The sequence below is a fragment of the Streptococcus sp. NPS 308 genome (genome assembly GCF_002355895.1).
GTDB lineage: Bacteria > Bacillota > Bacilli > Lactobacillales > Streptococcaceae > Streptococcus.
The window spans coordinates 857,568-870,136 of the sequence record NZ_AP017652.1 but is presented as its reverse complement, the minus strand read 5'-3'; the positions used below and the strand labels follow the sequence as shown (position 1 = coordinate 870,136).

Sequence of the window (12,569 nt, the reverse complement as noted above, 5' to 3'; positions counted from 1 at the left end):
GCCTTTAAATAAGGCTTTTTTAGGCTGTTTACATCCACCCTGAGGGAATCGAACCCCCATCTCAAGAACCGGAATCTTACGTGATATCCATTACACTAAGGGTGGAAACTTGTCTTATTATAACAGAAATTTGCTCTAATAACAAGTTTTTTGGGGTGGAGTATGCGTCCATTAGTGGGACGCATCTCCGTTCCAGATAGAGTTTTTCACGATCACATAATCAACATGTTTAAGGTCGGCAACCTTGCGTCCACCTGCGTAGGAAATGGCACTCTGCAGATCCTGCTCCATCTCGGTAAGGGTATCTTGCAAATACCCTTTTGCAGGAAGTAAGATGCGTTTTCCCTCCACGTTTTTATAAGCTCCTTTTTGGTATTGTGAAGCTGAACCATAGTATTCTTTGAACTGTTCGCCGTCGACTTCAATCGTCTTTCCTGGGCTTTCGATATGTCCTGCAAAAAGAGAACCAATCATAACCATGCTAGCACCGAAACGGATAGACTTGGCAATATCGCCATGAGTACGAATCCCACCATCAGCGATGATTGGTTTACGAGCTGCCTTAGCACACCAGCGTAGTGCTGCCAACTGCCAACCACCTGTACCAAAACCAGTCTTAACCTTGGTGATACAAACCTTACCAGGACCAATTCCAACCTTGGTAGCATCCGCACCTGCATTTTCCAATTCACGTACAGCTTCTGGTGTTCCCACATTTCCAGCAATGACAAAAGTATCTGGCAATTCTTTCTTGATGTGCTGAATCATTGAAATCACACTATCTGCATGACCATGAGCAATATCAATCGTGATATATTCCGGAGCATCAGCTTTGAGCTGGCTAACAAAGTCATACTCGTAATCCTTGACACCAACAGAAATGGAAGCAATGAGCCCTTGAACGTGCATGCGTTTGATAAAAGGAATGCGTCCCGCCTCATCAAAACGGTGCATAATGTAGAAGTATCCGCCTTTAGCCAGTTGCTCTGCGACATTCTCATCCAAAATCGTCTGCATGTTGGCTGGTACAACAGGTAGTTTGAAAGTGTGATTTCCAAGTGTGACACTTGTATCCGCTTCTGCACGGCTTTTAATGACACATTTATTAGGGATCAACTGAATATCTTCGTAATCAAAAATTGGAAATTCATTTAACATATCGATGTCTCGCTTCTCTTGTAATGACCTACCTATGCTTGCGCATCCCTACGCCTTTTGCGACGTTTCCTTGATTCATTATAAACCAAAGTACAGTTTTTGTCAAATAATTTCAATTATAAAACAATAATGTTCGTTTTTTATGATTTTAAGATAAAAAATGAGGAGATTAGTTTCTCCCCACTTCTTCATCAATAAGCGCTTTAAAATTTTCTTCTGAATTTTCCATCATTTCACAAAATGCACTATAGGATGAGGCATTCTGAGGTATTCGAATAGACCACTTCTTCAACAAAGCTCCATAACCTGCTAGCTTTCCTATTTCAATATCAATAACCTTGTCCTTGCTCGGAAAAACAAGACCAGCTTTCTCAGCTTTTAAAATATAAGAATAGGAAATCAGCTGGAATAAGTCCTCACGGTTGATTCCTTTTTCAGTGAACTCCAGTTCTTTATATTTAGCATCTAAAACTATTTTTAACTCTTTATGATAAAAATCTGGAAATACTTTTCTTTCACGATTAGAAAATACTGAAATTCCGTCCGTCTTATCCTTATTTCGTGGATGGATGAAATCTTTTGGCAACAAGGTATGAACATATTCTTCCCAAAGCCAAGCAACATCAAAAAGAATACCATGGATTTTTTGCTCTTGATATCCTAACCCATGCTTCTCTCTATTTAGGATCATCAGGCAAAGCTCCTGTAACTTTCTATACTCTCTGAAATAGGCGTGTCGAATAGGTTTGATTTTATTCATTCTGATAATCTTGGCACGATTAGCTAGTTTATAAGAGGGCGTTACACGCACGATTTCAGATACATTTTCACGACTAGTTAAGAGATTATCAAATACTCCTTGACCAATGCCTTTCTGGTTTTTAATGTATTCAATAGTGTGACGGATCAACTGCATGAGGGGATTATCATAGGTGAATTCTCTCGTTGTGTAGGCAACATTTCCCATAAAAGGAAGGTTTTTCTTGAGATGATTTCTTACATCAATCACTCCCTTTACATGACTATCGTTATGAGAAAATCTTTGGTATTCCTTATAAAGACCTTTTCGGAGAGCGACTTGCAGATACTTTGGAAAGAGGTAGATTAAAAGCTGATAGAGTCTTTCCTCGCGCGATAAACCAACATCCAAACTAGTGAGATTGATATTTAGAACTTTCTGCAATAGATAATGCAAAAAATAGTCATCACTTTTACTCGAAAAGCGAGAAGAAATGGTTAATCTCTCCTGACCACACCCCAGAAATCCAATCACATTCCCTGTTTTAATTTTCTGATTGACTGTTTCCAAAATCTTTTGGTCCTTATCCAAATCAGGAGAATTTTTCAGGTCGTTTGGAAATATAAAGATACTATCTTCTTGAGAAAGATTATCTAGAGTTCTATCTAAAAGAACTTGACTAATTTTAGGATATTCTGTGATAAACTCTTCTTTGTTTAAGGCCTGTTGATTGTCAGTTAACTGCATCGTCATCACCAATATCTTGCTGATTTGTCAAATCATATGCTTTTTTCAAAGTATTCAGTATTTCGTCTTCTTCATAAGAACCACGCAAGTAATCTTCCAAAAGTGGTTTGAGATAATCAGACCAGAGTAATTCATAATCATAATCCAATTCTTTTAAATTACGGAAATAACTTGGTCCGATATGATAATGACTGTTTAGCTCCTGAACATTTTCGATAGCAACATTCAAGTTCCTTAGTCGAGTTTTAGCTTCTTCAGCATGAATACCCAGTTCTTTATCCAACATAGCAACTTGACTTTCAGCAGTAACTTCAACAAAACGAAAACGACGACGCATAGCAAAATCAAAGGTATCCACTGAACGATCAATATCATTCATAGTTCCGATGATGTAGACATTTTCAGGGATATAAAACTTTTCATCAGTTTCGTGTAGATTGGCATATTGGGTAGAAACACTTCCCTTTTCACCACGATAACCAGGGTCGATAGAGAAAAAGAGTTCGCCAAAAATTTTAGAAATCTCCCCACGATTGATCTCATCGATGATGAAAACGAATTTCTTGTCTGTGTCAACCTCTGTTGGAGAAAGGTATTCTTTCAGACCAAATCTCTTTCTCAATATTTCTAGGACAGTTCTTCCACCACTTTTGTAGTATTCTTGCTTATTATAATTTTTATCTTTATACAACTCGTAAACATATTTGCGAGGTAGTGACCATCCTGGAACACCACTATCATAATTTACTGACAAATTTTGTCTACTATTGACAGATAAGTAAGATGTTTTTGTTATATATTCTTTTTCTTCAGCAACATTTATATATTCTAAGTAAGAATCCCAAGCTTCATCAAAATTATCTTGTCCTCCAATCAATTGGGCTTCTTTTGCTTTCTGACAAAAATCTTTAAAAATACCATCCTGTAGCCTAAACTCAATAGCTCCATCGCCATTTGATACCGGTCTCAAACCCTCTACAAAATCCGTATAATCATAAGATGGGTGAAACTGTACAAAGCCGATTTGATCTTCATTACCACCCGTTAGCTCTGCCGCAATTTCTTTAGCAAGATAAGTTTTTCCTGTGCCAGGAGCACCACGGAGGATGAGGTTTTTGGATTGTAACAAGATATTACTCAAGGGATGATGAATATTATTTTGTTCAGACATTTCTTTCTCTCCTTGCTTATTATCACTGTCTATAAAATCTTTTGAATATTCAAATAAAATACTACCCAACATTGAAGATTCTAGTTCAGGATATGTTTTAGAAAACAGTTTACAAATCTCATGATTCTGACGATAGGGCCCTCCTTGATTGCTTTGGGGAATCAACCTATTCCAAAATTCATTTTGACTATTCATATTTACTCCTAAAAAAGAAGGATTCTCAGAATAAATACAAAGTAGTTTTGTTACCACTGCAGAACGCCTAATAAATTCATTCTTTGACTGTTTCATGTCAAAGATAGGATTATTGAAATCCAACATTCTACCAGCTTGGATGATCTCATACAAATCCGATTTTAATTTGTTAAATCGGTCTTCTAGTTCTGATTCTGGAATGATTTTATTTGCTTGATTCTTATAGCTTTTGGTATCCTCATTCCAATAAATACCAAATTTTGAAGAACCTCCTCCACCAATCCCCATAAATAATGATTGGTACTTTCCTATCTCAAGAGCATAGCAAAAAGAATTACTTTTAGCACCTTTCCCAATGACGTATTCATCGATAGACATGGTTAAAATTCTATCAAGTGGCCATTCTTTAAGAAATTCTTCACGTAATTTTTCATTGTGAACACTATATTTAAATGCATCTTCTCTTAATCTTATTTTATTTTCTTGATACCAAGCATAAAAATCTTCCAAGCTAACCTTTCTTTTATCCATCAATCTTACTCCTTTTATAATAATGTTCGAATAAAAAACTATATATTTCATATATAGAATATCATATCCTATGGGAAATGAAAAGAATTTCTAAAGAAAAAGCCTAGAGTAGAGGGTTTTATTCCCTCTTAACACTAGACTCTTTTTTATCTTAGTAATACTCACCCTGACGGTAGTCCCATGAGTTAAAGGTATCTGACAAATGCATCATGATTTTATCAATGTCAAGTCCTTTACGGATCACGACTGGTGCTGGTGAGATTGAACGGTCTCCTCCTTGTTCTGGGATGAGCTTACCATCTTTATCAACCATAGATACCATCACACCTTGCTCGTAGCGAGTTTCAATCGTTTTGTCAGGTTGGATAGATGCCACATAGTCGTCTGCTTCGATGACAAGGTCCACTGCTCCTTCGATACGTTGACCGATACCTTCCACCTTACCACGGTTTCCTTTACCAGATGGGTTAGCTGATGAGGCATAGACCATCTTGCCTTCTTCCCAAAGTTTTGCAGCCAACTGTTCACCAGCTTTACCAAACTTGATGACAAAACAGCTAGTACCACGAACGTCAGTCATGAGTTCTTCACGGCCATCACCGTATGCTTTGAGTTTTTCAAAAGCTTCTGGTTTCCAAGGAAGGATACAACCAAGGAGAATGTCTTCGTCCCAATGTTTTTGGTAGAAGGCTTCAATTTCTGGGTTGAGTTGTGCTAAAGCGCGTAGCTCGTCCATGCTACCACAAAGCACAACACCTGGTTTGTTACGGTTACGCTCTTTAGCTTCAAATTTGCGTTCAAGACCTGCCTTATCGCTCGTCATGATAATGTAACCAACTTTTGTGGGGCAAACGATACATCCGCCCTCACCTTTTAAAATGTCATAGCCTTCTTGAGAAAGTGTTCCGTTCCATTGAATGTGTTTTGTCATAGTTCTATAGTTCCTTTTCTATTTTTATTCTATTCCTGCCAATAGGCTGGGCGTTGTTTTTCATAAGCAGCAATCAAATCTTCATACTGCAAAGTAATACCGATATCATCCAAACCATTTAAGAGTTTGTGTTTCCATTCGCTATCAATTTCAAAAGTGAATTCTCCAACTGGTGAGATGATTTTCTGTTGTTCCAAGTCCACAGTTACCTGGTCAGTCGGTTTGAGTTGGGCTAGTTTCTCTCGAACATCTCTGGGCTGGACAATGGGCAACATGCCATTATTGAGTTCATTATTGTAATGAATGTCTCCGAAAGATCCTGCAATCACAACCTTAAAACCATAGTCGGCTAGAGCCCAAGCTGCGTGTTCTCTCGAAGAACCTGCCCCAAAGTTATCCCCTGAGATGAGGATACTGGCTTTTCGATATTCAGGTCGGTTAAAGACAAAGTCTGGATCCTCAGTGTAGTTATCGTCCAGATAACGCCAAGCATACATGAGATACTTACCAAAGCCTTTCTTATCAATTAACTTGAGAAACTGCTTGGGAAGGATTTGGTCAGTATCAATGTTATCATTCATGAGAGGAACGGTCGTTCCCGTATAAACTGTAAATTTCTCCATATCCTCTCCTTACTGGGCCTCTGGCATTTTCCGAACATCTACGAAGCGCCCTGCGATAGCCGCTGCAGCTGCCATGGCTGGACTGCAGAGATGGGTCTTAGCACCAAATCCCTGTCTATCTTCAAAATTGCGGTTACTGGTTGAGGCACAGTGTACACCATCAGGGACCTTGTCAGGATTCATCCCCAGGCACATGGAGCAACCTGGGTCTCTCCACTCAAAGCCAGCATCTAAGAAGACCTTATCCAAGCCCAACTTCTCAGCGGCTCGTTTCACAGGACGAGAGCCTGGAACTACAATTGCTGTTAGATTGGGAGCAATTTTCTTCCCTTTGACAAATCGCGCAGCCAGTTGCAAGTCACTGAGACGAGCATTGGTACAAGATCCGATAAAGATATAACCTAGTTCAATATCTGCTGGCTTTTGACCAGGCTCCAAGTCCATGTAATTGTACGCTCGCTCATCATTCATATCCTTAATTTCTGGGAAGCTACTGTCAAAGTCAACACCCATAGCAGGATTGGTTCCCCAGGTCACCATGGGAGCCAAGTCTGAGACATCCATCTGGATAACCTTATCATAGACAGCATCCTCATCGCTGACAAGGGTTTTCCAATCAGCCACCGCCTCCTCGAAATCCTCTGGAACACATTCTCGTCCCTTGAGATAGTCAAAAGTGGTCTGATCTGGATTCATAATGCCCATTTTAGAGCCAAACTCGATGGACATATTGCAGATGGTCATTCGCTCTTCCATGGTCAGAGCATCAATCGCTTGCCCACGATATTCCACCACATAGCCTACACCACAAGCAACGCCGTACTTGGCAATCAAGGCGAGAATGTAATCCTTGGAATAAACTCCTTTTTGAGGAACACCAGTGAATTCTACCAGCATTTTCTTGGGTTTGACCTGCCAGAGGGTCTGGGTAGCGAAGACATGCTCAACCTCACTAGTCCCAATCCCAAAGGCGATAGCTCCGAAAGCTCCGTGGGTAGCTGTATGGCTATCGCCACAGACGATGAATTTTCCTGGTTGCGTCCGTCCTGTTTCTGGACCTACCATGTGAACGATTCCCTGCTTTTCAGAACCGTGGGCAGCATGTTCAATCCCAAACTCCTCAACATTTTCAGCAAGCTTATCAATTTGAGCCTTAGAAATCACATCTCGAATATCGTAGATATTGACAGTTGGTACATTGTGGTCAAAAGTTCCAAATGTCAAGTCTGGTCGTCTCAATCTGCGTCCTGCATCTCGTAATCCTTGAAAAGCTTGGGGACTAGTCACTTCATGAATATAGTGCTGGTCCACATACATGAGTTGGGGCTGCCCCTCTTCTCCTGTGATGACATGACGTTCCCATAATTTATCAAAAATCGATTTTCCTGCCATCCATTACCTCCAAATGAAATATAGGGCTACTAGTGTGGTTACCATGCCAAGGAACCAAACCGTTTTAAAATACCATTTTCGAGTCTTGTGATGAAAGATCATTCCTGCTAACCAGGCACCAAATCCACCACAGACAAGTGCTATCGTCAAGAGAATTTTCTCTGGGACGCGCCAAGCACCTCTTCTTGCCTTGGATTTGTCAATGCCATAGATTATAAATATCAAAAGATTCCAAATCAAAAGAGTAACGGTAATTCCTTCGTTTATCTTCATAGTCTTTCAATGATGGCTTCCGTCATTTCCTTGGTAGAAGCCTTTCCTCCTATATCTCTCGTTAAAATTCCTGCTGCCAAACTGGCTTCTACAGCATGCTCGATACGCTCTGCATCCTCAAAACATCCAAAACTATCTCTCAACATCATGGCTACTGATAAAATCATGGAAATAGGATTGGCAATTCCCTGACCAGCAATATCAGGTGCCGAACCGTGAATGGGCTCATAGAGACTTGGGCCATTTTCAGAGTGACTAGCAGATGGCATGACACCAAGTGTGCCAGATAGAACGCTTGATTCATCTGATAGAATATCTCCAAAAAGATTTTCTGTCACGATGACATCAAATTTAGCAGGATTGGTAATCATAAGCATGGCAGCTGAGTCCACCAACTGGTGTTCCAAGGTCACATCTGGGAAATCCTTGGCAACCTCCTCAGCCACTCTGCGCCAGAGTTTTGATGTCGCTAGAACATTTTGCTTGTCGATGCTGGTAAGGATTTTTCTTCGATTTTTTGCAATTTCAAAGGCCTTGCGAATAATCCGCTCCACTTCCTCATAACTGTAGTCGTTGATATCACGCGCTTTGCGCTCTTCAAGGATATGGTCACCGAAGTAAATACCTCCTGTCAACTCACGCACCACGACAAAGTCCACACCAGCAATTCGTTCAGGTTTGAGAGGTGACAAATGTTTGAGACTTTCAAATATTTTTACGGGGCGAATATTAGCATAGAGATTGAGTTCCTTACGAAGAGTAAGCAAGCCTTGTTCAGGCCGAACCGCTGCCCCATCATACTGGGGACTACCAATAGCCGCTAGGAGAATAGCATCTGCTTCTCTACATGCCTTGAGAGTCTCATCAGGTAAGGGATGCCCCTCAGCATCAATACCTGCACCTCCAAAGGGGCGTCTATCTATCTCATAGTCAAAGTTGGTTTTTTCGGCTAAAGCTTCCAGAACCGCTAAACCAGCTTCCATAATTTCTGGACCGATTCCATCCCCTGCTAAAGCTACTATTTTCTTTGCCATAGCCTTCTCCTTTACACACTAGGCATGTCTCGGTAGGAAACGCTGTGCCCCATCTCACCAGCATTCTCCTTTTGAACAAAGGTATTGGCATTGATATAAGCAATCGCCGAAGCCTTCAATACATCGAAGTCAAGACCTGCCGCGTTAAAGATGGTTTCTGTATCTCTGTTTTCAACAGTGACCAAGACACGAGCCTGGGCATCGATCCCATCTGTCACCGCATCAATTGTGTAAGACACCAAGCGAACGGATTGATTGAAGAACTTATCGATAGCGTTGAAGATTGCCTCTACAGAACCTTGTCCGGTCGCATTAAACTCAACCTTCTCACCATCCATATTAGCAAGGCTGACAATTGCTTCAATGTCTTTATCCGCATGGGTTTGAAGTTGTAAATCATCAAAGTGAAAGCCTTCTGGGTTTTCAACCATGATTCCAGCTACCAGAGCACGAATATCTGCATCTGTGATTTCTTGCTTTTTGTCCGCTAGTGCCTTGAACTTAGCAAAGAGTGGTTTGATATCTTCTTCAGTAAAGTCTAGAGCCAAATCTCTTAGTTTTTCTACAAAAGCGTGGCGACCGGACAATTTTCCAAGCGGAAGACTGTTACTCTTGACACCAACCAATTCAGGTGTAATAATTTCATAGGTAAGAGGATTTTTAAGGACTCCATCTTGGTGAATACCCGATTCATGAGAGAAGGCATTTCCTCCAACAACCGCCTTGTTTTTAGGAACTGGAATACCTGAGAAGCGAGAAACCATTTCTGACGTATTGATGGTTTCGTTTAGGACAATACTGGTTTCTGCTTGGTAGTAATCTTGGCGAATATTAAGCGCCACTGCAATTTCTTCCAAAGCAGCATTGCCAGCTCGCTCCCCGATACCATTGATGGTTCCTTCGACTCGTCCTGCTCCATTCTTAACAGCAGCAAGACTATTAGCTACTGCCATTCCGAGATCATCATGACAGTGAGGAGAATAGATAATCTGACGATCGGTCTTGACATTCTCAATTAAGTATTTGAAGATGGCACCATATTCCTCTGGCGTCGTAAATCCAACCGTGTCAGGGATATTGATGTAGGTCGCACCTGCATCCACAGCTGTCTGAACAACTTGCAAGAGGAAATCCAATTCTGTTCTGGTCGCATCCTCTGGAGAAAATTCGACAATTTCAAACTTAGAACGAGCATAAGAAACATGTTCACTGATTGCTTCCAAAATCTCTTCCTTGCTCTTATTGAGCTTATACTTACGGTGAATCGGACTGGTCGCGATAAAGACGTGAACCTGAGGATACTTGGCATCCTTTAGCGCCTCATAACAAGCATCTATATCAGACTTGACCGAACGGGCCAAACCTGTCACCGATGTTTTCTTCAAGACCTTGGCAATCTCCTGAACTGCTGTAAATGAATCTGGACTCGCCGCTGGAAAACCAGCTTCGATAGCCGAAATCCCCCATTTCTCCAGCTGTCTTGCAATGGCGACCTTTTCCTTGATTGAAAAGTTAACGCCTGGTGTCTGCTCACCATCACGGAGACTGGTATCTAAAAACTCAACTCTACGCATGAGAATTCCCCCTTCAAAATTTCAGTATAGAAAAAACATCTCGCTCGGAAACCCAAGCGAGATGTTGATTTACTCCCGCTTGGTAAGCCAAACAGGACTAATGCTTCTGCACTAGCCCGAGTACCTCAACAACAAAGCAAATTGATTAAACTTAGCTGTTTTCATGTTTGACTTTCTCCTTCGTTTGATGTCTTGTTAAGTATTTTATCATAGGAAAAATCTCTTGTCAAGAAAAAATCCAATATTTTCTGAAAATTTCTTCAGTAAAGAATATTTTGCTAATTGAAAGTATTTGAAAACACAAGGGAATTTCCTTACTTTTTCAATGTCAAATTCCAACTGATTTCTAGCAAATCTAGAACTTCGTTATCCGATAAACTATCATCAAGAGCAAGACTAATCCAGTAACGTTTGTTCATATGAAAGGCAGGATAAATGCCCTTTTGTGAGAGTAAGTCAGCAACGCAGTCATGTTTGAGGTTGACGGCTTCCACTTGCCCTTCTCTTGCCTTATCTAGCCTATCCCAAGGAATTCTCATTAAAACAGCATACCACTTTTGACTATCTTCATGACGTAATACAGCTGTATCAGGCGATTTTTCCCATAGATATTCCAACTGATCACCATACTTTTCTTGAACTTGAGCAATGATGCGCTTAGTCTGAGGGCAGATAAAATCCTGCACATCAAAACAAGCCTTCCGAATCTGATAGAGAATCTCCAGACAGGCTTGACGGACACTTCCAACAAAAGTCCCTCTCATGCTTTCCATATGAACTTGAGGATAAAGGTCACCAGTCTCCTGATCAAAAACTTGAAAGCTCACATTATCCGTTGTGATGGACACAGTCATGACAAAGTCTCCATCCAAAATCTGGAAAGTGTCGCTCCAGACTCCCTCATTTTCTATAAAATCATAAGCATTGGCTTTTTCTTGATTAAACTGATAGGATTTAAAAATATCAAACATAAGTGAAAACTGCTACCCAAAGCTAGCAGTTCCTTTCTATTTTTTAAAAGACAACCTTAGTACCGTGAAGTTGCGTCACGCCCAGTTGGTCGATAAAGGTTTGACGGTTGTCCAAGTCAATCCCTCCGCCTGGTAAGATTTCAATTTTACCTTTTGCATGTTCCAAAATTCTGTGATAGTGGGCAAAACGTTTTTCTAACGAGTCACCAGATACGCCAGCACGAGTCAAAATACGAGTGACACCAGCTTGGCTGAGCCAGTCAATGGCTTCCAACTGGTCTTCATCGCCCAATTCATCAAAGGCCATGTGGAAGACAATTTCCATTCCTTTTGATGCGGCGATTAATTTTTCAAGATTAGCCTTATCCAACTTCTTATCAGCAGTTAGAGCACCAAAGACAACCCCTTGGCTACCTGCTTGAGCAGTTAAACGAATGTCTTCGAGCATGATGGCAATTTCCAATTCATGATAAACAAAATCGCCACCACGTGGACGAATCATGGTCATGATGGTCGTATCGTAGTTAGCTGCCAATTCAACAGCTGCCTTGGTTACTCCATAGCTTGGTGTTGTCCCGCCAACTGCTAAATTATCACAAAGTTCGATTCGACGAGCCCCAGCCTGCATCGCTTTTTCAAGCAAGGTCACATTTTCAGCACAAAATTCGTAAATCATTTGATTCTCCTTGAAGATTACTTTTAATTTATTATATCATATTATTTAAATATGCTTTCATTTTTATCAAGGCAAATAACTACTATTTTTATCTATTCTTTGTCAGGAATGACTTTAAAGAGATAGTAGGTGATAAAGATAGTCAAGGCTCCCAGACCGATTTTGACTGGCAAAAGAGGGGCAAAATAGATAGAAATCCCCATCAAGATATAGATAGATACGATGATTTTTTTCTTTCGTTCTCGCGCTATTGACTTGGTCTCGCGAAAGTCAGCTACATAAGTCTGATAGAGCTTGGTGTGATAAAGCCAGTCTTCAAATCTCTTTGAAGACTTGGAAAAGCAAGCAATTGATAGCAAAAGGAAGGGCGTTGTTGGCAAGAGCGGCAGGACAACACCTACAAGAGCTAGAGCCAAAAAAATAAAACCAATACTGAGGTAAATAATACGCATGTCTTCTCCTAATTGAAATAATCTTCTACTAGTTTCCCACAAAGTGAGGAAATTTGTCAAGCTTCAAGTAAAAAGAGCCTGAAATTTATTTTCAGGACACTT

At 40.6% G+C, this 12,569-nt stretch carries 12 protein-coding genes and 1 tRNA gene; all 13 read right to left on the bottom strand.

Translation table 11 applies throughout. The features are described from left to right. Nucleotides 1-33: 33 nt before the first annotated feature. Nucleotides 34-105: transfer RNA gene (locus SNAG_RS04615), tRNA-Arg, on the bottom strand. A gap of 66 nt (nucleotides 106-171) precedes the next feature. Next, nucleotides 172-1,158 carry a GMP reductase gene (locus SNAG_RS04610; RefSeq protein ID WP_096406965.1) on the bottom strand — a complete coding sequence of 329 codons (987 nt, stop codon included), beginning with the start codon at nucleotides 1,156-1,158 and terminating at the stop codon, nucleotides 172-174. Nucleotides 1,159-1,327: 169 nt separating this feature from the next. Continuing rightward, on the bottom strand, nucleotides 1,328-2,644 hold the full coding sequence (locus tag SNAG_RS04605) for an McrC family protein (protein WP_096406962.1): 1,317 nt from the start codon (nucleotides 2,642-2,644) through the stop codon (nucleotides 1,328-1,330). Further along, complete coding sequence (locus tag SNAG_RS04600; RefSeq protein WP_172842389.1) at nucleotides 2,631-4,541, bottom strand: McrB family protein; 1,911 nt, start codon at nucleotides 4,539-4,541, stop codon at nucleotides 2,631-2,633. Before SNAG_RS04600 ends, SNAG_RS04605 begins: the two co-directional genes overlap by 14 nt. A gap of 151 nt (nucleotides 4,542-4,692) precedes the next feature. Next, complete coding sequence (locus SNAG_RS04595) at nucleotides 4,693-5,472, bottom strand: L-threonylcarbamoyladenylate synthase (protein WP_084849756.1); 780 nt, start codon at nucleotides 5,470-5,472, stop codon at nucleotides 4,693-4,695. A gap of 29 nt (nucleotides 5,473-5,501) precedes the next feature. Continuing rightward, a complete protein-coding gene (gene leuD / locus SNAG_RS04590; RefSeq protein WP_096406957.1) occupies nucleotides 5,502-6,095 on the bottom strand; it encodes a 3-isopropylmalate dehydratase small subunit in 594 nt (197 codons plus the stop codon). A gap of 9 nt (nucleotides 6,096-6,104) precedes the next feature. Beyond that, nucleotides 6,105-7,487 carry a 3-isopropylmalate dehydratase large subunit gene (gene leuC, locus SNAG_RS04585; RefSeq protein ID WP_096406954.1) on the bottom strand — a complete coding sequence of 461 codons (1,383 nt, stop codon included), beginning with the start codon at nucleotides 7,485-7,487 and terminating at the stop codon, nucleotides 6,105-6,107. A 3-nt stretch (nucleotides 7,488-7,490) separates the two neighbouring features. Continuing rightward, complete coding sequence (locus SNAG_RS04580; RefSeq protein ID WP_096406952.1) at nucleotides 7,491-7,760, bottom strand: DUF1294 domain-containing protein; 270 nt, start codon at nucleotides 7,758-7,760, stop codon at nucleotides 7,491-7,493. Then, nucleotides 7,757-8,794, bottom strand: coding sequence for a 3-isopropylmalate dehydrogenase (leuB, locus tag SNAG_RS04575; RefSeq protein ID WP_096406949.1), 1,038 nt, complete (start codon nucleotides 8,792-8,794; stop codon nucleotides 7,757-7,759). Before leuB ends, SNAG_RS04580 begins: the two co-directional genes overlap by 4 nt. Nucleotides 8,795-8,805: 11 nt before the next feature. Beyond that, nucleotides 8,806-10,368 carry a 2-isopropylmalate synthase gene (locus SNAG_RS04570; protein ID WP_096406947.1) on the bottom strand — a complete coding sequence of 521 codons (1,563 nt, stop codon included), beginning with the start codon at nucleotides 10,366-10,368 and terminating at the stop codon, nucleotides 8,806-8,808. Between the two features lie 314 nt (nucleotides 10,369-10,682). Continuing rightward, nucleotides 10,683-11,339: an MmcQ/YjbR family DNA-binding protein gene (locus tag SNAG_RS04565; protein ID WP_096406944.1), complete on the bottom strand. Its 657-nt coding sequence runs from the start codon at nucleotides 11,337-11,339 to the stop codon at nucleotides 10,683-10,685. 43 nt (nucleotides 11,340-11,382) lie between these two features. Continuing rightward, a complete protein-coding gene (locus SNAG_RS04560) occupies nucleotides 11,383-12,015 on the bottom strand; it encodes a copper homeostasis protein CutC (RefSeq protein ID WP_096406941.1) in 633 nt (210 codons plus the stop codon). Nucleotides 12,016-12,107: 92 nt separating this feature from the next. Next, nucleotides 12,108-12,467 (bottom strand): YbaN family protein, encoded by a 360-nt coding sequence (locus SNAG_RS04555; protein ID WP_096406939.1) that lies wholly within the window; start codon nucleotides 12,465-12,467, stop codon nucleotides 12,108-12,110. Between the last annotated feature and the right edge of the window lie 102 nt (nucleotides 12,468-12,569).